Origin of the sequence: Proteus sp. TSJ240517 (genome assembly GCF_047921575.1) — a bacterium.
Lineage (GTDB): Bacteria > Pseudomonadota > Gammaproteobacteria > Enterobacterales > Enterobacteriaceae > Proteus.
Genome location: NZ_JBLRMH010000002.1, coordinates 135,622 through 161,458 on the forward strand (window position 1 = coordinate 135,622; position 25,837 = coordinate 161,458).

Below are 25,837 nucleotides of genomic sequence, written 5' to 3' on the forward strand. Positions count from 1 at the left end.
TTTCATTGCTGAATTATCCATCAAATCAAATAAATACCGTATTTGTGTTAATTATAGCCTAATAACTGACTGGACTTGTTATCAGGAAGTAGAATTATACAAATTTTAAAAAGATAAAAAGCAGATAATTCACTGATTCAGTAATAAAAATCCTATTTACATCATATATAAATAAAAGGAAAGCATCGCGTAACACAGTTGTTACCCCTTTTATAAAAATAACTTATTTATATATTCTACTTATTTTTAATTAATTTTAGATAAGTAATATTCTAAGTGTAATTCCTTAAAATCTTCTTTTCTGACAAAAAAATGCAAATCAATAATTGATTTCAATAATAGAAAAAACTTTAAATTATCTCTTCTACAAAAAGCTTTTAATTTCAAAATTTCATTTGGATTGTTTTTCAAAATATAATAATTATAATTCATGATGATCATTTTAGACACAAAGACATTGAGTGCTGATTGATCTTTACTTAAGAAACTGGCTAATATTTTAAATATTTTATCCGTATCATTTTTATACGCTTTGATAAATTTCTCAGGTGATAGATAAATTAAACATTGATCTTCTAGTGTAAAAACAAAGTTTTCATCTTTCTCTAGAAGAAAATTAACGATCTCTATTTGTTGTTTTTTAATTATATTAAAATCATCATGATGTTTTTCATTACTGTATTTTAATACAAGATCATAAGTTACATTAATTAGCTCGTCAGCTTTTATTACTTCATCACTAGAATAACGAAAGTAGAGTTTATTATCTTTAACAATAAAATAATGATAATAAAAATCAGCAAATCCCATATCATAGAATAAATAATTAATAAGTTCGGTTTTATAGGTATTCTCTTTTTCTTTACCTAAAAAAGAAAGATCGGATTTTAATTGCGAAACAATATAGCTTGAAAATAAATTTTTATTATAAAAATTTTCATTTCTATTTATAGATAATAAATTAGGTAATATTCTCAGAAAAGAAAAAAATTGATAATAATTTTGATCATAAAGTTCATCACTAATAATCTCATCTATTTTTTTTGAATTAAAAAGCTCATTCCACCACGAAAGATAAAGAGCTGATTTATTTTTTAGTTTTACTGAAATAATTTCATCCAATTCTCCCTCCCAAGGCTGTAAAAATAAAATACCATGTTCAAAAGAAAGCGCTCTTGGATTAAATAATTTTCTTAATTTATATTGATAAATTTTAGTGATATCCATTTCTCTACGTCCTTACGTTATTATAAAACCTTAAAAAAACCAGCAAATTTAAATAGTTATTACTTTATTATGGTAGATCCCTATTGGCCAATATCCTTGATAGTAGATATTAACAATATTTTCCCAGTTGTCTCCAAGGGAAAAGTATTTTTCTGATAAGTATTGCCGAAATGCGTAACTAATCGCATTTTTAGCTGCAATATTGAAATCATGGGCATCATATTGAAATGGAGTACACGGGATATTTTTCACGCTATCCATCACACAACACGTTATCTTTATACGTTGTTCTATTAATGCCTTAGGTAGGGTTTGCTTTGTATAAAAAGGATCATCTTGAGTTGGTGAGGTAGGTAACCATATAAAATCTAACTCAGAGAGCAATAAACTCTCCAGACCTGAAAATAAAATCACATTATCAGCCTGTAAATCCGCTTTTCCCATATTAGAAAAAAAAGCGGAGCTCTCTATTTTGTGTCGTACTTCGTCAAAAAAAATCATGATTAATCGGCTCAATAAACTCAACATCAATTCTATCAACAGTCACAGTAATATACTGATTTTCAAAATATGTGTAATGATAAAAAAGATCATCTTCAAAGACTAAATTAGCAACAATCAATTTGTTATCGAACAACATTCCAGTAAGTTGGTAAGAAAACGTATTTTCTATTAAACAAATTCCATTACTTTCCTTAAAATAAAAATATTGATGAGCCGTTATAAATTCGATATTCAGACTATGTAACGAACAAAGATCAACAAATTTTTGGGAAATAACTAATAAACCGATTTTTCATCCCTTTTACATCAATAAGTGCGCCTTATGTATTAGCAATAAAACCAAACTTATAAAATGTCATTATTTCTCCTTAGGATCAGTACCAACGTCCCATAGGTGAATTCTCTCTCAGATTTTTATCAATCAATTCTGGTGTGATAATATTTTGTTCAATAACAGGAAGCATAATTTCATCTAGAATTTCGCAATCAATATGACAACCTGTATTATGAAATATAAGGGTTAGCGCTTTATCAATTAATGCTTGCTCATCATATTTTTTTATTTCAAGAATAAATTGAACAATCGCTTGTTTTATCTCTTTATTTTTACTGTATTCGGCTTGTTCCGTTTCGAATTCTTGATAATAAAAGTTATCGAGTTCTTTGGATAGCGTATTTAAACGTAAACGAAATTCCTGCTTCATAAATGAATCCTAAATATACCTAAGAGTATGATTTGATGTCTTTTATCAATAGCAAACCATCCTTATAAATAAAGATAAGAAATAGCATGATTAAGACAGATAAGCAAAGTGCTTTAGTTTGATAAAAGGAACAGTTTGATAGGCTATAAACGCAAAAACCCCAGCATAAATGCTGGGGTTTGGAATGTTGGCGGAACGGACGGGACTCGAACCCGCGACCCCCTGCGTGACAGGCAGGTATTCTAACCAACTGAACTACCGCTCCGCGTATCCTTTCGGACGAGGTGAATATTACGAATCTCTTGCCTTGTCGTCAACTGTTTTTCTAACAAAAAGATGCATTTGGATAATTTTTAATCTCAACTTACTCTTTGTGCTTTTTTTATATTCAAACAGTTTCATCATTTGGTGCAGGACGCCATAAACAATGCCCGCCTTTCTTCTCAACTAAATCTAATCGAGACTCATGCTCAGCAAGTTCATCTGCGGTTGCTCTTATTATTCTTAATCCTGAAACTGGGCGCTCGATACGCTGAATATCATTTTGCTCTTGCTCGTTACTTGATTCGCCTTCCATTGAAAATGCCAATGCTGTTTGTCCACCGGTCATAGCCAAGTAAACATCAGAAAGTATTTCAGCATCCAATAACGCGCCGTGAAGAGTACGTTTAGAGTTATCTATTAAGTATCTATCACATAAAGCATCAAGATTATTTCGTTTACCAGGAAATAATGCCCTTGCCATTGCAAGGCTATCGGTAATTTGGCAGAACGTTTCAGTAGGCGGAATATCACGATTAAGCTTTCTAAACTCATAATCCATAAAGCCGATATCGAACGATGCATTATGAATGATCAGCTCTGCGCCACGAATATATTCTAAAAACTCATCGGCAATATCAGCAAAAGAAGGACAATCCTCTAAAAATTCATCACTAATACCGTGAACTTCAAACGCTTCAGGATCAACTAATCTTTCAGGCTTAATATAAACATGGAAATTTCGCCCTGTTAGTCGACGATTGATAACCTCTACGGCACCAATTTCAATGATATTATGACCTTCATAATGAACGCCCAGCTTATTCATACCGGTGGTTTCGGTATCAAGTACAATTTGTCGTGTGATTGGAGTGCTCATAATCCGTTTTTATGTCAGACTTAGGGTTAGTTTTTCGTATTAATCAAAAAGGATAAGTCGCCTTTATGCACAAGCAGGTAGAAATATTCACCGATGGTTCATGCTTAGGCAACCCAGGCCCTGGTGGTTATGGCGCTATTTTACGCTATCAACAACATGAAAAAACCCTAAGTGAAGGTTTTTTTATGACCACCAATAACCGAATGGAACTTCTTGCCGCTATCGTAGCATTAGAAACATTAAAATTCCCTTGTAAAATTACACTGACAACAGATAGCCAATATGTCAGACAAGGTATCACGCAGTGGATCCATAGCTGGAAAAAGCGCCAATGGCGCAAAGCAGACAAAAGCCCTGTGCTTAATGTCGATTTATGGAAACGCTTAGATAGTGCTATTACTCGTCATGAAATTGAATGGCATTGGGTAAAAGGCCATGCAGGTCATGATGAAAATGAACGTTGTGATGAATTAGCAAAAACGGCGGCTCAATCACCTACACAAGAAGATACTGGCTATATTGAAAGCCAGAAAGATAAAACACAATGAATCATATTTTATAGCTCTGAGTGATTGCGTGTAGCACCTAATACTCGACCTTTTACACTCATGCGTGGCAATGCAAATTTCAATGCAGTGGGTGTTAAAGGAAGCGTTCTTTTACGAGCAATAATTAAATTTAAACAGCCACCGGCGTGATAGCGGCTACCATCACGTTTTATTGGTCTTGAACATGGCATAATCTGGAAATTCTGTTGTGTCATCACTTCGTAATTTAGCACACTAAGCCAATCAATTTGGCGTCGAAGTGAAAACATACGACTTGAATAAGGCTGTTTTTGTCGTAAAACAGGCGTGCATTTACCCAGTCCTAATAAACTAATAGGGTTAAAGCTCGTTAATACTATCCAGCCATCATCAATTAAAACACGATCAGCTTCTCTTAATAGCCAATGAGGATCTGCACTATAATCAAGTACATGAGCCATAAGGCAAACATCAACCGATTTATTTTCAAAGGGTAGATAATCTAAAGACGCGATAACATCCGCATTTATTGCATTTGATGTCACATTGACTTGATGTGAAACGATACTTAATTTGGTATCCAACTCGGCACTGAGTTGACCGAGTTTTAGCAAATGAAAGCCATACATTTTCGGCCACCAGTTTTGTAAACGCAATTCAATCGCCATGCGATAATATTCCCCCCAAGGAATATCACGCCAAGAATCCGGCATTGTAATTGGTTTTACTGAACGCGCTGCTTTCATTGTTTACCCCTTTATATTTTATAAGTAAGGTAACTTATATGGAGCTTATCAGAATTCCTGCTTTATCCGATAACTACATTTGGCTATTAAGTAATGAAAATAGTGAATGTGTGATTGTGGATCCGTCACAAGCAAAACCTGTTATTGAAATGCTCTCTCAACGCTCACTAATACCTATCGCGATTTTATTAACCCACCATCATGATGATCATGTTGGTGGAGTTGCTGAACTTGTAAAAAAATATCCTAACATTGACGTTTTTGGCCCACAAGAAACACAAAATAAAGGTGCCGAAAATATTATTCATAATCAAGAGCGTATTATTGTTGGCTCTTTCACTTTTAATGTAATTGGCACACCAGGTCATACATTAGGTCATGTTGCTTATTATTGTGAACCATATTTATTTTGTGGCGATACACTTTTTTCTGGTGGTTGTGGTCGTTTATTCGAAGGTACCGCACAACAAATGTTTAGTTCATTACAAAGATTGAGTGCTTTACCTGATAACACATTAATTTGTTGTGCTCATGAATACACCCTATCAAACATGGTCTTTGCACATCATATCATGCCAGAAAATGCACTTATTACCGATTATTTAGCCCAAGTTAGTGAAATGCGTAAAAATTTGCAACCTACTGTGCCAATAACACTAAAAAACGAAAAGAATATTAATCTTTTTTTGAAATCTGACGATATTGATTTACAAAGGATTTTAGGTATAACCCCTAATACTTACGCGCCAATTAAGACATTTACAAAATTAAGAGAATTAAAAGACAACTTTTAATTTCTATTGGTTGTTTTATTTTGGCACACTAAGTATTATTTGGTTCAAAAAACACACAGGATGAATTTTTCTATTATGAAGACAAAAGCGATTTTGTTCTCCATATTGCTCTTGGCGGGTTGCCAGCAATCGGAGAACATTAAACCTAATTTGTCTGCGATCACACCAACATCAACGAAAGGGACTTCAACTTCTCACCAACCTCAATATGATGTAAAAACCAATTTATGGGGTTATGTGGTAAGTGAATTAAAAATGGACCTCCCTGAAAATGAAAGGATCTCGCAGCAAGAATTATATTTTTTAAATAATCCCAAACATATACAGAGTGTTGCTTCTCGTGCTGAACCTTATATGTATTCGATTATTGATGAAATTGAAAAGCGTGAATTACCGATGGAACTTGCACTTGTTCCTGTCGTTGAAAGTGCGTTTAATCCCCATGTTACCTCTTCTGCAAATGCCGCAGGTTTATGGCAATTTGTACCAATAACCGGTAATTACTATGGTTTGGCACAAAACCAATGGTATGACGGTCGTCGTGATGTTATGGCATCAACTAAAGCTGCCCTTGATTTACTTGAGCGCCTTTATGTGATGTTTGATAGTGATTGGGCACTTGCCCTTGCTGCTTATAACGCAGGTGAAGGCCGTGTTATGCAAGCAATAAAGGCAAATGAAAGTAAGAATTTACCAACAGACTATTGGTCGCTTTCTTTACCCAAAGAAACTATGAATTATGTTCCTAAAATTCTAGCATTGAGCAAAGTTATTCGTGAAAACGAAGAAACCATTACTTTTCCAAAAAGTAACTACCGAGATAAAGCGTTAGCCTCATTTGATGTCGGCGAGCAAATCACGTTAAATAAAGTCGCTGAATTAAGTCAGTTACCTATTAATACAGTAAAAGATTATAACCCCGGCTATAAGCGTGGAATAACCGCACCGAATGGCCCTCATGTCATTATGTTGCCTCGCAATAAGCTTGACCAATTCCGTAACGCTTTTGAAGATGAAGCTGTATTAGAAACTATTCGCTTGGCTGTTGCCAAAACGAATCAATCTATTAAGCAAGAAGGCGTTTATAAGGTTCGTTCAGGAGATTCGTTTTACGCTATTGCTCGTCGCTACAATATGAGTGTAAAAGACTTACAGCGTATTAATGGATTGAATGCAAAGAGCACATTACTGGTTGGTCAAACATTAAAAATTCATAATGCAGGTAGTGTCAGTAATACCACGACAACGAAACCAACAAAACCTTCACCAAGCTACTATAAAGTACGCCAAGGTGACTCTTATTACAGTATTGCCCGCCGTCACGGCATTAATCTTAAATTATTAATGAGTTGGAACGCCGACATTAAGATGTTAAAACCGGGTACACAACTCACGCTTTATACTAAATAATTAATATCGTCTCTGTTTTATGCTTCTTTAAAAGCCATCGATATGTTTAATACCTTACAGGTGATAAATGTCGATGGCTTTTTTATTACCAATAAAAAAGCGCCTGATATTAACTTATCAAGCGCCTTGTTTTTTTAACTCTACCTGATTAATTCAGCGTATTCACTTACAGCCAGAAGAACCAAGCAAACAGAGAGATAACAAAGATACACACTAAGTTTAGTACACCACCAACACGTACCATTTCAGTTTGTTTAATGTAACCTGAACCAAAGACAATCGCATTTGGTGGGGTTGCAACAGGCAACATAAATGCACAAGATGCACCGATACCGATAATCATTGTTAACGCCATTACAGGCATGCCTAATGCTTGTGCTACTGTTGCAAAGATTGGCACTAACAATGCGGCACTTGCTGTGTTACTGGTAAATTCAGTTAATACGATGATAAAGGTGGTCACGGCAAGAATAATCACAAACCAATGGCTATTACCGAAAGTATCTTTCATAAAGTCAGCCATAACAAGGCTTGCACCAGAAGACTGTAAAATTGCGCTCAGCGTTAAACCACCACCAAACAGCATTAATACGCCCCACTCTGTGTTTTCTTGTATTTGACTCCAACTTGCGACACCAGTTACACCAATAACAATGGCCGCGCTCACAGCAATAACTGTATCTAAATCTTTTACACCACCAAAAGCACTGCTGATGAAAGAGCTGAAGATCCAGCAAAATACGGTAACTAAGAAGATAATCATGGTGATAACACGTTTGTTATTCCACTCTAACACTTCTAGTTTTAAGTCAAATTTGTGTTTTAAGTTAGGACGTAGCATCAGGTACATCACAATAAACATGATAGGCAATAGCACCAACATGATTGGAATACCGTACTTCATCCATGTAATAAAATCTAAGTTCAGTTGAGCTGCGGCAATCGCATTTGGTGGGCTACCAACCAACGTACCTAAACCACCAATACTGGCACTATAAGCCACACCTAATAATACGAATACAAAAGTATTACGCTCTGAACGAATATCTAAGTTAGATAAAATACCTAAGACTAAAGGGAGCATCATTGCTGCTGTTGCAGTGTTACTGATCCACATGGAGAGTAATGCAGTAACGCCAAATAACAGTAATACCGCGACTGAAAGTTTACCTTTTGCAATCATTAGTAAGCGGTTAGCAATTAAACGATCTAACCCTTGAATATGAAGTGCTGTCGCTAAAGCAAATCCACCAAAGAATAAGAAAATGATAGGGTTAGCAAATGATTTTAATGACTCATTGGTATTCATTAGCCCAAGTACAACGGCTAAAATAGGAATGAATAATGCCGTGATCGTTACATGAATAGCTTCAGTTAGCCATAGTACCCCTACAAATACCATTAATGCTAGGCCAGCATTAGCCTTTGGATCATAAGGTAAAAACTCTAACAATAGCAGTAGCAAAACAACATCTATTGCTAGAATAATTAACCCTCTCTTATTTATCGGGCTTGATTTTGCCGATGGGGCTAAATTGGACGCGTCCATGATAATACTCCACATTAACTGATGTGAACATTAGGTTCACTAAGCTTGAATTGTTAACGAAATAGGTTATATGTGAAATATAAAAACATTTCGCACCATTGAAAATGCGCAAAAGCGATAATTGGGATCTCATCCACGAGAATTAACCAATTTATTAATAAAAGAGTAATAATTGAACACTATTATCTCTTATGCATCACACTTTTTGATCGTTTAAAGGCAGCGGTAATTTTATTTTTGTTATATTTAGGCAAAAAAAATGGGTAAACATCAGGTTTACCCATTTAGAATCAATTAGATTTTCTAATCAAATAAGCGATTATGCTTGGCCTTTAACTTCTTTCAGACCGTTGAAAGGCGCTTTATTACCTAATGCTTCTTCGATACGGATCAGTTGGTTGTATTTAGCAACACGGTCAGAACGGCTCATTGAACCCGTTTTGATTTGGCCTGCTGCTGTACCCACTGCTAAGTCAGCGATAGTTGCATCTTCAGTTTCACCAGAACGGTGAGAGATAACTGCTGTGTAGCCAGCATCTTTCGCCATTTTGATTGCTGCTAAAGTTTCTGTCAGTGAACCGATTTGGTTGAATTTGATCAGAATTGAGTTAGCGATGCCTTTATCGATACCTTCTTTCAGGATCTTAGTGTTAGTTACAAACAGGTCGTCACCAACCAGTTGGATTTTGTCACCAAGAACTTTAGTTTGGTATGCGAAACCATCCCAGTCAGATTCGTTTAAACCATCTTCGATAGAAACGATTGGGTATTGTTTAGTCAGTTCTTCTAAGTAATGAGTGAACTCTTGTGAAGTGAAGGTTTTACCTTCGCCTTTCAGTTCGTAGTTACCAGTTTCATTGTTGTAGAACTCAGAAGCTGCACAGTCCATAGCCAGAGTAACGTCTTTACCTAAAACGTAACCCGCTTTCTCAACTGCTTCTTTGATAGCAGCTAATGCAGCAGCGTTAGATTCTAAGTTTGGTGCATAACCACCTTCGTCACCCACTGCAGTGTTCATACCTTTTGCTTTCAGCACTTTAGCTAAGTGATGGAAGATTTCTGAACCCATACGCACAGCTTCTTTCAGAGTCGGTGCGCCAACTGGTTGGATCATGAATTCTTGGATATCAACGTTGTTATCTGCGTGCTCACCACCATTGATGATGTTCATCATTGGCAGAGGCATAGAATATTGACCGTGAGTACCGTTCAGATCAGAAATGTGCTCGTACAAAGGCATACCTTTTGCAGCAGCAGCCGCTTTTGCGTTTGCTAAAGAAACCGCTAGGATTGCGTTTGCACCAAAGTTTGATTTGTTTTCAGTACCGTCTAAATCGATCATGATTTTATCGATGTTAGCTTGGTCTTTTGCATCCTGGCCAAGGATCGCTTTAGCGATTGGACCATTAACAGCAGCAACCGCTTTCAGAACACCTTTACCTAAGAAACGTGATTTATCACCATCACGTAATTCTAAAGCTTCGCGAGAACCTGTTGATGCGCCTGATGGAGCAGCCGCCATACCAACAAAACCACCTTCTAAGTGAACTTCTGCTTCAACTGTTGGGTTGCCACGAGAATCAATAATTTCACGACCAAGTACTTTAACGATTTTGGACATTCGGTTTTCCTCTGTACAAGTTAAATTTCCGAGAAGAGATACCCTATCTCTTCTCATATATCCTATTTCAGCAGACCTTTTTGGTTATCAAAGGCTGCTTTCACAAAGCCTGCAAATAACGGATGGCCGTCACGCGGCGTTGAGGTAAACTCTGGGTGGAACTGACAAGCAACAAACCAAGGGTGGTTTGGATTTTCAATAATTTCCACCAGCTTGTTATCTACTGAACGACCTGCGATACGTAAACCCGCATCTTCGATACGTTTTAATAGCAGATTATTCACTTCATAACGGTGACGATGGCGTTCTGTAATGGTGTTTTTGCCATACAGAGTACGTACTAAGCTATCACCACTTAAATGGCAAGGCTGAGCACCAAGGCGCATCGTGCCACCTAAATCACTGTCTTCTGAACGCACTTCGACATTACCGTCTTCATCACGCCATTCTGTGATTAACGCAATGACTGGATATTTACAATCTGGTGCAAATTCAGTGGAGTTTGCATCTGCCATATTGGCAACATTACGAGCAAACTCAATCATAGCAACCTGCATACCTAAGCAAATGCCCAAGTAAGGGATTTTATTTTCACGGGCAAATTGAGCGGCCATAATTTTGCCTTCGACGCCACGTTCACCAAAACCGCCTGGTACTAAGATTGCATCTAACCCTTTAAGCATATCAGCGCCACGGGTTTCAACATCTTGTGCATCAATCAATTTGATATTTACTGCAACACGGCTTTTGAAACCGCCATGTTTTAACGCTTCAATCACTGATTTATAGGCGTCTGGTAATTCGACATATTTACCCACCATACCAATGGTCACTTCGCCTTCAGGATTAGCTTCTTCGTAAATAACTTGTTCCCACTCTGCAAGATTTGCAACAGGGCAATCTAAGCTGAATCGTTTACAGATATAATCATCTAATCCCTGTGATTTCAATAGTGCAGGGATTTTATAAATGGAATCGACGTCTTTTAATGAAATAACCGCTTTTTCTGGCACATTACAGAACAGTGCAATTTTGGCACGTTCGTTTGCAGGAATAACGCGGTCTGAACGGCAAATCAACGCATCAGGCTGGATACCGATCGACAGTAACTCTTTTACAGAATGCTGAGTTGGTTTGGTTTTCACTTCACCAGAAGCGGCTAAATAAGGCACCAAAGTTAAATGCAAGTAGAATGTGTGCTCACGACCCACTTCTGCTGCCATCTGGCGAATCGCTTCTAAGAATGGTAAAGATTCGATATCACCAACTGTCCCGCCGACTTCAACTAAAACGACATCATGACCTTCACCGCCACGGATGATACGTTCTTTGATTTCATTAGTGATATGAGGAATAACTTGAATTGTAGCCCCAAGATAGTCACCACGACGCTCTTTGCGTAATACTTCAGAGTATACGCGACCTGTCGTGAAGTTATTACGACGAGTCATTTTCGTACGAATAAAGCGCTCATAGTGTCCTAAGTCGAGATCAGTTTCAGCACCATCGTCAGTGACGAAGACTTCCCCGTGCTGAATTGGGCTCATAGTACCTGGATCGACGTTGATATACGGATCCAACTTCATCATGGTGACATTGAGTCCACGGGCTTCGAGTATAGCCGCCAGAGAGGCTGCGGCAATGCCTTTACCCAGAGAGGATACGACCCCGCCGGTCACAAAAATATAATTCGTTTTCATGCTGAACCTGAAAGTTTAGGTGTATTAGGATGATGGATATAACTGGACGGGAACACAGTATACCCGAACCTTATTTTCGCTACAAACATTCTTAGTAGTATAAAGTTCTTTTTCATCACGCCACTTATCCGTTTAAACACGAAAAAACAGTAAAAATTCAATTAACTAAACCCGTGAAAATATTTCTCAAGCATTTTAGCTTAATCCTTTCAGCTAAGATATCACTTTTAAACAAGAGATGCTTTATTTTTTTCACGATATTAAGTGTAGCAGGTTTATAGCGAGATCTTTTGCTTATGATCATGCTTTTAATTTTTTTGAGGTTAATCACATTTTTAATGCAATAAAATGTAACTGCGAGATTTTAAATTACCCAAAAACAAAAAAAACGAAATTACCTTTTATAATTTCGCTTTTTAAATATTTTTATAAAAATAGCTGAAAAAACGAGATGTTATAGACTATTTTTATCGCACTTTATGTCACGTTGACGTTAATTTGCGTGTCACAATTCACTCAACCTGTTGTCTTTTTGCTTTCTGCCAACAGATCTCCATCTCTTCCAATGAGGCATTTTCTATGCCTATACCTTCTTCTGAGAGCATTTTTTCAACAAAACGAAAGCGTTGTTCGAATTTTCGACAAGCTCGATTTAATGCTTGCTCCGGTTTCTGTTTTAAATGGCGCGATAAATTCACCACAGAAAACAGTAAGTCACCCAGTTCATCTTCAACTCGAGAAGCATCTTGAGGCTCTTTTTTCACTTCAGCCATCACTTCATCAATTTCTTCATAAACTTTACCTAAAACAGGCTCTAGTTCATTCCAATCGAAACCCACTGAAGCACAACGCTTTTGAATTTTTTCTGCTTTCATTAAGGCAGGCAAAGTAGCAGGAATATCGTCTAACAGAGAAAATTGATCTTTGGCTTCACGCTCTTGGGCTTTGAGTTTTTCCCAACGATGCTTTTCTGTAGCTAAATTATTGTCACTTTCAGATGCAAAAATATGAGGATGGCGACGTTCTAATTTATTGCTAATAGCTTCGCAGACATCATTAAAATCAAATAAATTTTGCTCTTTTGCCATTCGTGAATAAAAAACAACTTGATAAAGCAAATCACCCAACTCTTCTTTTAAATCAGAAAAATCTTTACGAGCAATAGCATCTAACACTTCATAGGTTTCTTCTAATGTATAAGGTGCGATAGTGTCAAAAGTCTGCACTTTATCCCATTCACATCCACTATTAGGATCACGTAGCTGCGCCATAATTTCTAATAAACGAAAGATTTCACGATTTTCTGACATCATATTGCCTTTTAAATAAGAGTTAGCTTTATTCTACCTAACACGTTTTTAGATAAAAAAATGCCGAGAACAGTAGTCTCGGCATCTTATCATTTTAATATTTTAGTGAGAAAAGCGTTTCGCTTCTATCACATCAGGCAACTGATTAAGTTTTGCCAATATACGACCTAATACTTGGAGATTATAAATCTCAATATTCATATCGATTGTCGCAATTTGTTGCTTCACATCGCTACGGCTACTCACACCCAGTACGTTTACTTTTTCATTGGCTAAAATTGTCGTGATATCGCGTAATAACCCACTACGATCATTCGCTACAACACGTACTACCAATGAATAACCACTGGAATAATTCTCTCCCCATACCGCATCAACAATACGCTCTGGTGCATGAGAAAGTAATTCAGCCAGTTGCTCACAGTCAGCACGGTGAATCGAAATACCACGACCTTTAGTAATAAAACCGACAATATTGTCACCCGGAATAGGCTGGCAACAACGTGCAATATGGTGCATTAAGTTACCCACACCTTCGACAACAATACTTCCACCCGAACCAGTGGTTCTTGGTGCTGGCGTTTTGTTTTCGAGCGTGCGCAGTGCCTCTTTATCTTCATCTTCTGCAGTGGCTTTATTCAATTTACTTTGAATAAAGTTCACTAACTGGTTGATTCGAATATCACCGACACCAATACCTGCTAATACTTCATCAACACTATGAACGTTATAACGTGCGATCAGCAGTTTTTCTGCTTCTTTCATGTTGATATCCATATGCGCCAATTCGTTATCTAAGATCTGACGCCCCGCAAGAATATTTTTATCGCGATCTTGCTTACGGAACCAATTATGAATTTTCGCACGTCCACGGCTTGTCGTGACATAACCTAAGTTAGGATTTAACCAATCGCGACTTGGATTTGGATGTTTTTGCGTAATAACTTCAATTTGGTCGCCCATTTGTAATTGATAGCTAAATGGCACAATACGTCCGCCAATTTTTGCCCCAATACAACGATGCCCCACATCACTATGGATATGATAAGCAAAATCAAGCGGTGTTGAACCTGCCGGTAAATCAACAACATCACCTTTTGGCGTAAAGACATAAACCCTGTCATCAAAGACTTGGCTACGAACTTCATCCAGCATTTCGCCAGAATCCGCCATCTCTTCTTGCCATGCAATCAGTTTACGTAACCATGCAATGCGGTTTTCATAGCTGCCTGTACCACCTTTCGTCGCAGCGCCTGTTGCACCTTCTTTATATTTCCAGTGCGCAGCCACACCCAATTCAGCATCTTCATGCATTTGTCGAGTACGAATTTGAATTTCAACCGTTTTACCTTCAGGCCCTAAAACAACGGTATGAATAGATTGGTAACCATTTGGCTTTGGATTTGCAACGTAATCATCAAATTCATCGGGTAAATGGCGGAAATGAGTATGCACAATACCTAATGCGGCATAACAATCTTGAAGACGTTCTACGACTATACGCACCGCTCTCACATCAAACAGCTCATCAAATGCAAGATTCTTTTTCTTCATTTTGCGCCAGATACTATAGATATGTTTGGGACGACCATAAATATCTACATCAACATTCTCTTCTTTCATATAACCGCGTACTGTACTGACAAAATTATCAATATACTGTTCGCGGTCGATACGACGCTCATGAAGCAAGCTGGCTATTTTCTTGTATTCATCAGGATGAAGATAACGGAAACAGAAATCTTCTAATTCCCATTTTAATTGTCCAATACCCAATCGGTTGGCTAATGGTGCATAAATATTAAAACACTCTTTTGCAGCCAGTACGCGCTCATCTTCTGTGGCATCTTTCACTTCTCGTAAATGGGCTATACGCTCTGAAAGTTTGATGACCACACAACGGAAATCTTCCACCATAGACAACAACATACGGCGAACATTATCCACCTGAACAGAACTTGTTTCATTGGTATGCGTTGCTTTTAACTGGCGTATGGCGTCCATTTCCATTACACCACGAACTAAGCTCCAAATCGCATCACCAAAATGTTCAGTAACGATTTCCTGATCAATAAGATTTTCTTCAGCAAGTGGGAAAAGAAGCGCTGCCCTCATGCTGTCTTTGTCCATGCTTAATGTCGAAAGAAGCTCAACCATTTCAACACCACGCCACAATAGCAGTTCGGCATCTTCATGCCCTTGAACAGTACGATGGCAGTATTCCCAGGTTTGCATGATTTCACTACCCGCATTGACATGGGTTAAGTTCAAGCTGTTGACCCATTTATCAACAGCAAACTCTCCTGCAGGTGTTAAGTGAGCACTTCTTACTGCAACCATATTCTCTCCCTACACGGTATAAATCTTATTTGCGACTTATTTACTGGCTAACTGTTTATTTTCGACTAAATTTATTTTCGACTAAACAGTGCCATTGATTCCAGATGACCCGTTTGTGGAAACATATCCAACATTTTTAAACCAGTAAGCTGATATCCAGAATCTAATAATATCTTACTATCTCTGGCTAACGTGGTCGGATTACAGGAGACATACACGATTTTTTCTGCGGATAACTTCACAATATGTGACATTACCTCCAAAGCCCCTGCTCTTGCAGGATCTAACAATACTTTGTTAAACCCTTCTTTCGACCACGGCATCGCAGAAAAATCAGACGATAAATCTGCATGCCAAAAATACGCATTACCTAATTGGTTTAGTTCTGCATTTTTTTTCGCCATTTCAACCAGTGCGGGCACACCTTCTATACCCACCACTTCACTGACGCGTTTTGCAATAGGCAAAGTAAAATTCCCCATACCACAAAACAGATCTAACACGCGATCTTCTGGCGATAAATCAAGCCACTCAATGGCCTGAGCAACCATCTTAGGATTTATTTCATCATTCACTTGAATAAAATCAGTGGGTGCAAAACGTAAATTAAGACCTTCTATTTGATAGAAGGGTTCCTTCTCAATTGAAGTTAATCGTGCTATCTCGCTATTATCACCTGCAAGATACATCGTAACTTGATGAGTTTGAGAGAAATCACTCAAACTCTGTTTATCACTCTCAGGCAATGGCGATAAATGGCGTAAAATAACCAGCGGCCCATTATCAGCGAGTACCATTTCAACATGCCCTAAATCACGTACTGATGTTAAATTTTTAAGGCATGTCCAAAGAGGAGACAATAAATCATTTAGCTGTGGCTTTAATACTGGGCATTTTTTTATCATGACCAAATCATTAGAGCGCTCTTGGCGAAAACCCATCACCAACCCTTTTTCTGGTTGATAACGTAATCCCAATCTTGCTCTACGGCGATAGCCATATTCGGCTCCCGCAATCACAGGCTCGGCTGAAATAATTACACCCGTTTCACGCTTAATAAGGTGCGATAACATACCTGCTTTTGTTGTACGTTGTAGCGCAATAGGTACATGCTGCTGCTGACAACCACCACAACGCTCATAATATTCACAATGAGGCGCTATACGCTGTTCGCTGGTAGTCAAACGCTTAATAACCTCGCCTTTAGCAAACTGGCGCTTTTCTTCTGTTAAACGAATACGAGCAGTTTCTTGTGGGAGTAATCCTTTTACAAAAATCGTTTTGCCCTCAGCATGAGCAATACCTTGACCATTTGCATCCAATGCACTGGCGGTCACTTCCAGAGTTGTTGCCTGTTTTTTCACAGGACGTTTTTTAGGGGAATAAAACTGCACCATAGTATTAAATTAAGTATCAATGACGGATTAACAGTGAAATGACATCGTTTTAGAATACGCTGTATGTTTTTCAGCGTTACATGAATGACTATGCATTTCAGAAGAAAACATGGGGAGAGTATAACATCGAACAAGTTATTTACTTAACTGATATAAGCAATATTTTTGTTAAATTGAGAAAACTTTTAATGATAACAACCTAAGATACTTGTTTTATGGATTTTATATTGTTCTATAACTAACAAATATTATATATAACTTTTATATTGAATATATTTACAATTAATAACATCTATTTTCTGTTATTTTAATAAATCTTTATTATCACTAAGAAAAGTCTAAAAATTATCACCAATCAATTAGATAGCGTTTCTCTTAATGATTATAAATTAATCACAAACCATTAATTTCCTATATTCTTCATAAGCATAATGATCGGTCATTCCACTGATATAATCTTGAATTAATCTTGTTCTATAATAAAACTCTAAAATCTTTCCTTTTTCAGAATTTATATCATCTAGCTTTTCTAACATCTCGTTATAAGCCAGTTTATGTTTAACAGAAAGCTTATGATATAAACGCGTCTCAATTACATATTTAGGATGTTCATTATATTTATGCAATCTTAAAAAATCTTCAGTTGATAATAAAAGCAAGGGCTTATAGATATCAAGTAATCCACTGATTACACGATATCCTTTCATTTCAAGCTCTTCAACTTCAGGATGGCTAAATACCCATTTTTTAGCGACACTTTTTAATGTCGTTAATAAACGATGCTCCGCACTATTTCCTTCAAGCAAGGCATGATTAAAGCTCCCTTCATAAACTTGGGGAAGGTTTTTTATAAAACGGTACGCCGTATAAGGCACTAATTTTCCAGTAATATAAACTCGTAAATACATAAAAAACTGGTCTTGCATACTGCGTTTGGCTTCATTTTGATCGACTTTTTTATAAGCACGATTCACAGTAATATCGAATAAATCACCTTCGATCACATCACCATTTTCACGCCATGCATCTCGTAAAAGCTGAACAAGGCGGTTGATATCAAAAATCCCCTTTTCTACCGCATCATCTAAATCCGCAATGCAATAAGAGATGTCGTCAGCCGCTTCCATAATATAAGTGAGAGGAAAGCGACAAAATTCCCCCATATCTAATTTTTCTTGCACTTCTTTTACGAATGCTAATTCAGACCAGTAATACCCCGGTTTTTTCATTAAATAGCTATATTCTTTAGGCACTTCCCCTTGCCAATAAGCAGGACGGGTATATTTCAATACACAACCTATTTGAGCATAGGTTAAATTCAATTTAAGCAGATGATGCGCCATTCGAATCGCTTGAGCATTCCCTTCAAATTGACATAAATCTTGGCGTAAAGTTTGTCGCAATTCATTTAATTGCACTTTAGCTGAATACTGCATAGGAATAAAAGGACAACTATCGAATTCGGCTGTCGCCTCTGGTGATAATACTTTTTGAAACCAATGCTTAATCGCGGCTTCACCAAAATGTCCAAAAGGCGGGTTACCAATATCATGCATTAAGCACGCCATCTCAATTAAGCTTTCTAAACTATCAATACGATCACTTAAACCATATTCTTCAAGCTTATTTTGTTTCTTTAATTCGCCAATAATCTGTTTAGCGATATAACGCCCAATTTGTTGAACTTCAAGAGAATGAGTAAGACGGCTACGTACAGCAGAATTTTGTTCTAGGGGAAAGACTTGCGTTTTTTGTTGTAAACGACGAATAGCGGCTGAGTTAATAATACGTCCACGATCACTTTCAAATTGACGAGAAACCTGAATTTCATCGTTAATATCGATATCACTGCTGTTATATTTGCGTTGATAATTTAACTTCAGCTTAAAATCGATCATTTCTGTCCTCTTTCTGGTTTCGATGAAACGAATTCTCTATTCTTTGTGTTATATCGTGTTTTTCCGATAGATGTTAAACTCTATTTAAATTTCTATTTATTATTAACCTACAAGTGAGTATGACACAATGAGAGTTGGCGTAATAGGTGCAATGGAGCAAGAAGTCACACTTCTGCGTGAGAAAATTGAAGATTGCCAAATCTTATCTCGTGGCGGCTGTGAAATCTATACAGGCACAATCAACGGTGTTGATGTTGCATTATTAAAATCAGGTATTGGTAAAGTTGCAGCAGCGATTGGTACAACATTATTACTTGAGCATTTTCGTCCTGATGTCGTTATCAATACTGGCTCTGCGGGTGGCTTAGACTCAAGATTAAATGTCGGTGATATCGTTGTTTCAACGGAAGTTCGCTATCACGATGCAGATGTTACTGCGTTTGGTTATGAACCTGGTCAAATGGCACAATGTCCTCCTGCTTTTATTGCTGAACCCAAACTTGTTCAAATAGCAGAAGAATGTATTGAATCGCTAAAATTAAATGCTGTTCGCGGTTTAATTTGTAGTGGTGATGCATTTATTAATGGCGCTGAACCTTTAGCCCGTATTCGTCGCACATTCCCAGATGTTGCAGCCGTAGAAATGGAATCAACCGCGATTGGCCATGTTTGCCATCAGTTTGGCACACCATTTGTTGTTGTTCGTGCTATTTCTGATGTAGCCGATAAAGAATCGCACTTAAGTTTTGATGAATTTTTATCTGTTGCTGCAGAACAATCAAGCTTAATGGTGACAGCGATGTTGGATAAATTAAAAGACTAATTAAGTCGAGATAATTCTAATATTGCTTTATCAATATCCCGCCTTTATTTTTTGCTTATTCTAAGATAAAAAATAGGTGGGTATTTTTTACTATTGGAAATGTAATGCGTTTATTTATCAATTTTGGGTTATTACTCTGTTCATTATTTTGGTTCAATTTCGCCATTGCTATCACGCCCGCTGATCGTGTTATTACACTATCACCATCTGCCACTGAAATGGCTTATGCCGCAGGTATGGGTGATAATATTGTCGGAGTTAGTGCTTACTCTGATTATCCAGAGGATGCTAAAAATATTGAACAAGTTGCCAATTGGCAGGGTATTAATATAGAGCGCATTCTATTATTAAAGCCTGATTTAGTGATTGCATGGCAAGGCGGTAATCCACAACGTTCATTAGATCAATTAAAAGCTTTGGGTATTTCTATCATTTATTCTAATCCACAAAGTATTGAAGAAATCGCAGACGATCTCGTTACTCTTTCCAATTATAGCCATCATCCTGATATAGCATTAAAAAATGCCCAACAATTGCGCCAGCAATATCAAGCGTTACAGCAAAAATATGTATCAAATATATCGAATCACCCTAAAAAAAAGGTGTTTATTCAGTTTGGGATGCAACCTTTATTTACGACATCAGCTCGCACATTACAGAGCCATATTACAGCGCTTTGTGGTGGGGAGAATATCTTTGCTAATAGCCCTGTCACTTGGCCTCAAGTAAATCGTGAGCAAGTACTTACAAAGCGACCTGATTTGATTGTATTCAGTGGTAAAGCAGAGCAAATACCTACCGTACAAACATTTTGGCAACCCCAGCTTACTGTTCCAGTTATTGCTATTGATGAAGACAGTTTTAGTCGCCCTTCACCACGTATTATTAATGCAGCACAGCAAATCTGCGAAGCCATCGCTAATAATGAATGAGTGATTTTATGAAATAAGCTCAGAAAGAATAAAGAAGAGAAAAAAATTTTAACCGACAGACAAAAGTCGTGAGTGAGCAAGCAGTGCAACAAGGCAGACAGCGCGCAGTAAGCGGAGCATACATTAGTATGTGAGCATTACGAGCACTGCTCTAACGCCGTGGCACTACTGCACAGCCACGACGCCAAAGAAGATAAACAGCACAAAGCATTACGAGCGGTGCTATAACGCCACAGCACTACTGCACAGCCACGACGCCAAAGAAGGATCAGATACTAAAAGAAGAGCCGCAACCACAGGTACTCTTAGCATTAGGATTAGTTACAATGAAACGCGAACCCTCTAACCCCTCGGTATAATCCACACAACCGCCCACTAAATACTGCAAGCTCATAGGATCAACCACTAAGGCAACACCTTGTTTTTCTATGGTCATATCGCCTTCGTTCATTGCATCATCAAAGGTAAAACCATACTGGAATCCGCTACAACCGCCACCCGTGATATAAACACGTAAACGCAGATTTGGATTTTCTTCATCTGCAATCAGATCTTTTACTTTATTTGCAGCCGCGTCAGTAAATTGTAACGGCAGAGCCATATCATCACTCATTGTTCACTCCAGACTGGGTATTCCAGCAAAAAAACAGCCAGCAAAAATTTATCTTTCTTGCTGATATAATGTGATGATTATCTAATACCTGCTCATAACCTTCAAGTTTGTTGTGGACAAAATACACTTTTTGCTACCTATCGCTTTTTACGATAATTCACATACTCACAATAACAGTGATAAATCAAAATCTTGTTGCCGTGTATTTGGCTTCATCTGCGCGGTGCTTTAGAATACGCCTTAATCTTACGCTCACCCATCATTAGGAGTCTGACATGAGCAAGTCTGAAACGCTTTATAATCTCGCACAACAAGTGATCCCCGGCGGTGTCAACTCACCTGTTAGAGCATTTAACGGTGTAGGTGGAACCCCTCTTTTTATTGAACGTGCTAATGGTGCGTATATTTATGATGCCGACGGACGCGCTTATCTTGACTATGTTGGCTCATGGGGACCGATGGTATTAGGACACAACCACCCTGCTATTCGTGATGCAGTGACTGATGCGGTACAAAAAGGTTTAAGCTTTGGTGCCCCAACAGCCGCTGAAGTTGAAATGGCAAACTTAGTCACTGAACTTGTGCCATCAATGGACATGGTTCGTATGGTGAACTCGGGCACAGAAGCGACAATGAGCGCCATTCGCCTTGCTCGTGGCTATACTGGACGTGACAAAATCATCAAATTCGAAGGTTGCTATCACGGTCACGCTGACTGCTTATTAGTAAAAGCAGGCTCTGGCGCATTAACTATGGGACAACCAAACTCACCAGGTGTACCTGCTGATTTTGTCAAACACACCTTAACTTGCACTTACAACGACTTAAACTCTGTACGCCAAGCATTTGAAAACTATCCTGAAGAAGTCGCTTGTATCATCGTGGAGCCCGTTGCTGGCAATATGAACTGTGTACCACCTAAAGCAGACTTTTTACCGGGTTTACGTGCGTTATGTGATGAGTTTGGTGCTTTACTGATTATTGATGAAGTTATGACAGGCTTTCGCGTGGCATTAGGTGGCGCACAAGCCTATTACGATGTTGATCCTGACTTAACGTGCCTTGGTAAGATTATCGGTGGCGGTATGCCTGTAGGTGCTTTTGGCGGACATATGGATGTAATGTCTAAACTCGCGCCAATTGGCCCTGTTTATCAAGCAGGAACCTTATCAGGCAACCCTATTGCAATGGCAGCAGGTCTAGCGTGTTTACACGAAGTTTCACAGCCAGGTGTTCATCAAACATTAGATGAGCTAACAACGATGCTAGCTGACGGTTTACTTGAGAAAGCTCAACAAGCAGGCATTCCAATGGTTATCAACCATGTTGGTGGTATGTTTGGCCTATTCTTTACTGATGCGAAAGAAGTCGCTTGCTACCAAGATGTGATGAATTGTGATGTCGAGCGCTTTAAACAATTCTTCCACTTAATGTTGGAAAAACGCGTCTACCTTGCGCCTTCTGCATTTGAAGCGGGCTTTATGTCTATCGCTCATACAAAAGAAGATATTCAACGCACTATTGATGCGGCGGAATATGCTTTTGAAAAAATGAAAGGCTAGTTTAAATATCCCTTTATAAAAGCCAGTTTAAGTCGCGTCAGCGTCTTAAATCATAACCACCCGTTTTACGGGCGGTTATGATTTCTTTTTCCTATCCAATATCAATAGAAATATCATTTTTGACATCTTTGAATTAAATTCAACCCATTGTTGCCATAATGACTTTAAAACACAAATCGAAGCATCATATTTGATACTTTCGTGTTAAATTTAATCATTTATTGCCATGGTGGCTTTAAAATAAGACTTAAAGTATCAAAAATGAGCCTTAATAAAATTTTGAAGACAATCGATGATTTATCAGCTGAAGAAAAAACAAGGCTATTCTTAGAATTAAACTCTAAGCAAAAATCAAATAACTATCGTTATTTCAATGAGATATGCAACCCTGAAAAATCACTTAATCTATTTGCACTAGAAGAGCATGAGATTAAAAAAATCATTACCTTAGAGCTAAAAAAGCAAGGCATTACCTATGAAGAGATGGCTATGCAAATTGATATTAACCTTAAACTTGCTCAAAATAACTACGCTATAGCAACAAAAAACAAACGGCACTTACGTGCCGTTTTTATTTTACCTAACCTACGTGATGACTTACTCAGAAAACAGATCTTGTAACCACTTTGGCGCGCCACTTTCATCGGTATCTTGCTGAACGGGCGTACACAATCCATCTGGGTTTGATGTCCATACTGGCAATGTACGCACTCCACCGCCATAACAAGCAAAGTTACCTTGGGCATCAACAGACATCTCTGCGATATCTTCTGGTGCTGGTGGATTTAATTTCAACGGTGCCTGATTCTCTAAATAGTTACGATACAGCAATAATGCCCCTGTTGAACCCGTTAAGTTCGTTGGACCATTATTGTCACGTCCCATCCATGAAATCGTCACTTCTTTGCCGTCAATCCCCGCAAACCAACTATCACGTAAATCGTTAGTGGTACCCGTTTTACCCGCAAGGTTGTAATTACCAAATTTTGGTTTTAATACACGCCATGCTGTTCCTGAATTCACCACTTGCTGCATACCAAATAGCGTCATATAAGCCGCTTGAGGTGAAACAGTGGTTTCCGCTTGAGGATAACTTTGATAAAGCACTGTACCATCTTGGGCAATAACAGAGCGCAATGATGATAGTTTTGCACGATTACCTAAACTACCAATTGTTTGGAAGGTTTGAGCCACTTCCATTGGTGTTAAGTTTAATGCACCTAATAGCATCGCGGGTACTTTTTCCAGATTTTCCGCTGGGGCGCCCAAGTTAATCCAAGTTTGAATTACTCGATCTAATCCGACTTCTAAACCAAGATTTACAGTAGGTATATTGCGTGAGGTTGCTAATGCATCCACCAGCATTAATTTACCTTTATAACCGCGATCGTAGTTACGGGGTTGCCAAGGCTTACTCCCCGGAATAGGCACTGAAATAGGTTCATCAGCAAGCCATGTATTTAAACGAAAACGATCAGGCTCACTTAATGCCGTTAAATATGTGGCAGGTTTTGCCAGAGAGCCAATAGAACGACGTGCAGATAATGCGCGGTTAAAGCCCGCATATTGTGGTTGAGAGCCTCCTACTAACGCCCTAACTTCACCACTTAAACGGTCAACAACCACCATTGCCCCTTCAAGATCGTCTATTTTACGTGTTTTACGTAAATCAGCGACACCCACTTCAACCGCTTTTTCAGCCGCGTCTTGCGAGACAGGATCTAATGTTGTGAAGATTTTCGTACCCGATAAATCTTTTACTTTATCGCCTAGGGTTGTTTGTAACTCTTGGCGAACCAATTGCATAAACGCAGGTTGAGGCGTTAACGCTTCACTACGTGGCTTCACCCCTAAAGGACGCGCACTAAGCACGTTATAAAGCTCTTGGTCGATTATCTCTTGGGTTTCCAGCAGTTTTAATACTACATTACGACGCTCTAACGCCGCTTTGGGATTACGCCAAGGGTTATAAGCTGATGCACCTTTAACCATACCCACTAAAAGCGCTTGCTGATCAAGGCTTAGTTCATCAACGGGACGACCAAAATAATAAAGGCTAGCTAATGGGAAACCACGGATCTGTTCATCACCACTTTGCCCTAAAAAGACTTCGTTAAGATACAGCTCTAAAATGCGATCTTTGCTATAACTCGCATCCATAATGATTGCCATATAGGCTTCATTAAGCTTTCTTTTTAGCGTTCTTTCGTTAGTCAAAAATAGGTTTTTCACTAACTGTTGCGTTAACGTACTACCGCCTTGAACCGCTTTACCCGCAGTAAAATTCGCTAATACAGCACGACCAATAGAATACAGGCTGATACCGTCATGCTCATAGAAGCGACGATCTTCTGTTGCAATTAATGTATCCACTAATAACTGTGGAAATTTGTCTCTTGCTAAGAATAAACGTTGCTCACCATTTGCAGATTGCATCATGGTAATCAGCTTAGGATCAAGACGGAAAAAGCCAAATTGGCGCTGATTATCCATGTTAGTGATACTAACAAGTGAATTTTGCTCAAAGGCTAATTTAGCTAAGATTTGCTCTTCACGACCATCAGGGAAATCAAATGGTCGGCGCAACATTTCAATGGTGTTGCCTCTTACCACAAACTCGCCAAGACGTGTGATTTTGTTAACATTGCGGTATTGCATACCCTCAAGTAAGCTCACCATCTCTTTTTGGCTATAATTCATGCCCGGTTCTAAGTTAACGGTACGTCCGTAAACCGCAGCAGGTAATTCCCAAACATTGCCATCAAGGCGCTCTTTGATTTGAGAATGTAAATAAACACCATAAATGCCCATTAAAACCGCAACCACAATGGCGATTTTGACAAATAACCAAAACCAAGAACGACCTCTTTTGGTTTGTTTCGCTGGTCTTTTCTTTCTACTCATGAACTGTATCTCTCATTAAAACCCCTTTATCACGGGATAAAGAAGCCTAACATTGTCGCTATTTTTCTGTGTGATCCCACAAGAAAGCTCTCAAATACGAATAAAACTAGAGCATATTGATCTGGGGTGAAACTA

General features: G+C 38.2%; 21 protein-coding genes and 1 tRNA gene. 7 read left to right on the forward strand and 15 right to left on the reverse strand.

Annotated features, from left to right (window positions below; translation table 11 throughout):
* Nucleotides 1-246: 246 nt before the first annotated feature.
* The 5 genes from ACNARN_RS04255 to dnaQ form a co-directional block, all read right to left on the reverse strand.
* Nucleotides 247-1,227, reverse strand: a complete 981-nt coding sequence (locus ACNARN_RS04255; protein ID WP_368887495.1) for a hypothetical protein — start codon at nucleotides 1,225-1,227, stop codon at nucleotides 247-249.
* Nucleotides 1,228-1,275: 48 nt separating this feature from the next.
* Entirely contained in the window at nucleotides 1,276-1,728 is a 453-nt protein-coding gene (locus ACNARN_RS04260; protein ID WP_368887496.1) for a hypothetical protein, read from the reverse strand.
* A 377-nt stretch (nucleotides 1,729-2,105) separates the two neighbouring features.
* On the reverse strand, nucleotides 2,106-2,435 hold the full coding sequence (locus tag ACNARN_RS04265; RefSeq protein WP_198619418.1) for a hypothetical protein: 330 nt from the start codon (nucleotides 2,433-2,435) through the stop codon (nucleotides 2,106-2,108).
* A 188-nt stretch (nucleotides 2,436-2,623) separates the two neighbouring features.
* Nucleotides 2,624-2,700 (reverse strand) — tRNA-Asp (locus tag ACNARN_RS04270).
* A gap of 123 nt (nucleotides 2,701-2,823) precedes the next feature.
* Nucleotides 2,824-3,576, reverse strand: a complete 753-nt coding sequence (dnaQ, locus tag ACNARN_RS04275) for a DNA polymerase III subunit epsilon (RefSeq protein WP_198630210.1) — start codon at nucleotides 3,574-3,576, stop codon at nucleotides 2,824-2,826.
* A gap of 65 nt (nucleotides 3,577-3,641) precedes the next feature.
* Here dnaQ and rnhA point away from each other — a divergent pair, with 65 nt between their 5' ends.
* On the forward strand, nucleotides 3,642-4,124 hold the full coding sequence (rnhA, locus tag ACNARN_RS04280) for a ribonuclease HI (RefSeq protein ID WP_023581088.1): 483 nt from the start codon (nucleotides 3,642-3,644) through the stop codon (nucleotides 4,122-4,124).
* An 8-nt stretch (nucleotides 4,125-4,132) separates the two neighbouring features.
* On the opposite strand, the gene ACNARN_RS04285 is transcribed toward rnhA, so the two are convergent.
* Complete coding sequence (locus tag ACNARN_RS04285) at nucleotides 4,133-4,849, reverse strand: methyltransferase domain-containing protein (protein WP_198626060.1); 717 nt, start codon at nucleotides 4,847-4,849, stop codon at nucleotides 4,133-4,135.
* 38 nt (nucleotides 4,850-4,887) lie between these two features.
* On the opposite strand from ACNARN_RS04285, the gene gloB reads away from it, so the two are divergent.
* Nucleotides 4,888-5,643, forward strand: a complete 756-nt coding sequence (gene gloB, locus ACNARN_RS04290) for a hydroxyacylglutathione hydrolase (RefSeq protein ID WP_198619416.1) — start codon at nucleotides 4,888-4,890, stop codon at nucleotides 5,641-5,643.
* A 75-nt stretch (nucleotides 5,644-5,718) separates the two neighbouring features.
* Complete coding sequence (gene mltD, locus ACNARN_RS04295) at nucleotides 5,719-7,053, forward strand: murein transglycosylase D (protein WP_109371532.1); 1,335 nt, start codon at nucleotides 5,719-5,721, stop codon at nucleotides 7,051-7,053.
* Nucleotides 7,054-7,219: 166 nt separating this feature from the next.
* Here mltD and ACNARN_RS04300 read toward each other — a convergent pair whose 3' ends face one another.
* The 7 genes from ACNARN_RS04300 to dgt all read right to left on the reverse strand — a co-directional run bounded on the left by ACNARN_RS04300 (nucleotide 7,220) and on the right by dgt (nucleotide 18,868).
* A complete protein-coding gene (locus ACNARN_RS04300) occupies nucleotides 7,220-8,602 on the reverse strand; it encodes an SLC13 family permease (protein WP_109371534.1) in 1,383 nt (460 codons plus the stop codon).
* 319 nt (nucleotides 8,603-8,921) lie between these two features.
* Nucleotides 8,922-10,223, reverse strand: coding sequence for a phosphopyruvate hydratase (gene eno / locus ACNARN_RS04305; protein ID WP_036911952.1), 1,302 nt, complete (start codon nucleotides 10,221-10,223; stop codon nucleotides 8,922-8,924).
* 62 nt (nucleotides 10,224-10,285) lie between these two features.
* Entirely contained in the window at nucleotides 10,286-11,923 is a 1,638-nt protein-coding gene (pyrG, locus tag ACNARN_RS04310) for a glutamine hydrolyzing CTP synthase (protein ID WP_109371536.1), read from the reverse strand.
* Nucleotides 11,924-12,435: 512 nt separating this feature from the next.
* A complete protein-coding gene (gene mazG, locus ACNARN_RS04315; RefSeq protein ID WP_198626059.1) occupies nucleotides 12,436-13,233 on the reverse strand; it encodes a nucleoside triphosphate pyrophosphohydrolase in 798 nt (265 codons plus the stop codon).
* 102 nt (nucleotides 13,234-13,335) lie between these two features.
* Nucleotides 13,336-15,573: a GTP diphosphokinase gene (gene relA / locus ACNARN_RS04320; protein ID WP_416304183.1), complete on the reverse strand. Its 2,238-nt coding sequence runs from the start codon at nucleotides 15,571-15,573 to the stop codon at nucleotides 13,336-13,338.
* 71 nt (nucleotides 15,574-15,644) lie between these two features.
* Nucleotides 15,645-16,970: a 23S rRNA (uracil(1939)-C(5))-methyltransferase RlmD gene (rlmD, locus tag ACNARN_RS04325; protein ID WP_416304184.1), complete on the reverse strand. Its 1,326-nt coding sequence runs from the start codon at nucleotides 16,968-16,970 to the stop codon at nucleotides 15,645-15,647.
* 389 nt (nucleotides 16,971-17,359) lie between these two features.
* Nucleotides 17,360-18,868 carry a dGTPase gene (dgt, locus tag ACNARN_RS04330; RefSeq protein WP_198619413.1) on the reverse strand — a complete coding sequence of 503 codons (1,509 nt, stop codon included), beginning with the start codon at nucleotides 18,866-18,868 and terminating at the stop codon, nucleotides 17,360-17,362.
* Between the two features lie 127 nt (nucleotides 18,869-18,995).
* On the opposite strand from dgt, the gene mtnN reads away from it, so the two are divergent.
* Nucleotides 18,996-19,691, forward strand: coding sequence for a 5'-methylthioadenosine/S-adenosylhomocysteine nucleosidase (gene mtnN / locus ACNARN_RS04335; RefSeq protein WP_109371548.1), 696 nt, complete (start codon nucleotides 18,996-18,998; stop codon nucleotides 19,689-19,691).
* Nucleotides 19,692-19,795: 104 nt separating this feature from the next.
* Nucleotides 19,796-20,623 carry a vitamin B12 ABC transporter substrate-binding protein BtuF gene (gene btuF, locus ACNARN_RS04340; RefSeq protein ID WP_416304185.1) on the forward strand — a complete coding sequence of 276 codons (828 nt, stop codon included), beginning with the start codon at nucleotides 19,796-19,798 and terminating at the stop codon, nucleotides 20,621-20,623.
* A 268-nt stretch (nucleotides 20,624-20,891) separates the two neighbouring features.
* Here btuF and erpA read toward each other — a convergent pair whose 3' ends face one another.
* On the reverse strand, nucleotides 20,892-21,236 hold the full coding sequence (erpA, locus tag ACNARN_RS04345) for an iron-sulfur cluster insertion protein ErpA (RefSeq protein WP_006534944.1): 345 nt from the start codon (nucleotides 21,234-21,236) through the stop codon (nucleotides 20,892-20,894).
* A gap of 275 nt (nucleotides 21,237-21,511) precedes the next feature.
* On the opposite strand from erpA, the gene hemL reads away from it, so the two are divergent.
* Together hemL and ACNARN_RS04355 are read left to right on the forward strand one after the other, a co-directional pair.
* The gene (gene hemL / locus ACNARN_RS04350) at nucleotides 21,512-22,798 is read left to right on the forward strand and encodes a glutamate-1-semialdehyde 2,1-aminomutase (protein WP_416304186.1); all 1,287 of its coding nucleotides are present in this window, start codon (nucleotides 21,512-21,514) and stop codon (nucleotides 22,796-22,798) included.
* A gap of 201 nt (nucleotides 22,799-22,999) precedes the next feature.
* Entirely contained in the window at nucleotides 23,000-23,419 is a 420-nt protein-coding gene (locus ACNARN_RS04355) for a hypothetical protein (protein WP_416304187.1), read from the forward strand.
* Here ACNARN_RS04355 and mrcB read toward each other — a convergent pair.
* Nucleotides 23,396-25,702, reverse strand: coding sequence for a bifunctional glycosyl transferase/transpeptidase (mrcB, locus tag ACNARN_RS04360; RefSeq protein ID WP_416304188.1), 2,307 nt, complete (start codon nucleotides 25,700-25,702; stop codon nucleotides 23,396-23,398). The two genes, ACNARN_RS04355 and mrcB, sit on opposite strands and share 24 nt — an antisense overlap.
* Nucleotides 25,703-25,837 lie beyond the last annotated feature (135 nt).

Bases quoted from the DNA above. Each gene is read 5' to 3' on its own strand.
- relA (WP_416304183.1), bottom strand. From the start codon at position 15,573: ATGGTTGCAGTAAGAAGTGCTCACTTAACACCTGCAGGAGAGTTTGCT.
- hemL (WP_416304186.1), top strand. From the start codon at position 21,512: ATGAGCAAGTCTGAAACGCTTTATAATCTCGCACAACAAGTGATCCCC.
- mazG (WP_198626059.1), bottom strand. From the start codon at position 13,233: ATGTCAGAAAATCGTGAAATCTTTCGTTTATTAGAAATTATGGCGCAG.
- mrcB (WP_416304188.1), bottom strand. From the start codon at position 25,702: ATGAGTAGAAAGAAAAGACCAGCGAAACAAACCAAAAGAGGTCGTTCT.
- ACNARN_RS04265 (WP_198619418.1), bottom strand. From the start codon at position 2,435: ATGAAGCAGGAATTTCGTTTACGTTTAAATACGCTATCCAAAGAACTC.
- dgt (WP_198619413.1), bottom strand. From the start codon at position 18,868: ATGATCGATTTTAAGCTGAAGTTAAATTATCAACGCAAATATAACAGC.
- btuF (WP_416304185.1), top strand. From the start codon at position 19,796: ATGCGTTTATTTATCAATTTTGGGTTATTACTCTGTTCATTATTTTGG.
- ACNARN_RS04300 (WP_109371534.1), bottom strand. From the start codon at position 8,602: ATGGACGCGTCCAATTTAGCCCCATCGGCAAAATCAAGCCCGATAAAT.
- erpA (WP_006534944.1), bottom strand. From the start codon at position 21,236: ATGAGTGATGATATGGCTCTGCCGTTACAATTTACTGACGCGGCTGCA.
- rlmD (WP_416304184.1), bottom strand. From the start codon at position 16,970: ATGGTGCAGTTTTATTCCCCTAAAAAACGTCCTGTGAAAAAACAGGCA.
- rnhA (WP_023581088.1), top strand. From the start codon at position 3,642: ATGCACAAGCAGGTAGAAATATTCACCGATGGTTCATGCTTAGGCAAC.
- dnaQ (WP_198630210.1), bottom strand. From the start codon at position 3,576: ATGAGCACTCCAATCACACGACAAATTGTACTTGATACCGAAACCACC.
- ACNARN_RS04285 (WP_198626060.1), bottom strand. From the start codon at position 4,849: ATGAAAGCAGCGCGTTCAGTAAAACCAATTACAATGCCGGATTCTTGG.
- gloB (WP_198619416.1), top strand. From the start codon at position 4,888: ATGGAGCTTATCAGAATTCCTGCTTTATCCGATAACTACATTTGGCTA.
- mltD (WP_109371532.1), top strand. From the start codon at position 5,719: ATGAAGACAAAAGCGATTTTGTTCTCCATATTGCTCTTGGCGGGTTGC.
- eno (WP_036911952.1), bottom strand. From the start codon at position 10,223: ATGTCCAAAATCGTTAAAGTACTTGGTCGTGAAATTATTGATTCTCGT.
- ACNARN_RS04255 (WP_368887495.1), bottom strand. From the start codon at position 1,227: ATGGATATCACTAAAATTTATCAATATAAATTAAGAAAATTATTTAAT.
- pyrG (WP_109371536.1), bottom strand. From the start codon at position 11,923: ATGAAAACGAATTATATTTTTGTGACCGGCGGGGTCGTATCCTCTCTG.
- mtnN (WP_109371548.1), top strand. From the start codon at position 18,996: ATGAGAGTTGGCGTAATAGGTGCAATGGAGCAAGAAGTCACACTTCTG.
- ACNARN_RS04260 (WP_368887496.1), bottom strand. From the start codon at position 1,728: ATGATTTTTTTTGACGAAGTACGACACAAAATAGAGAGCTCCGCTTTT.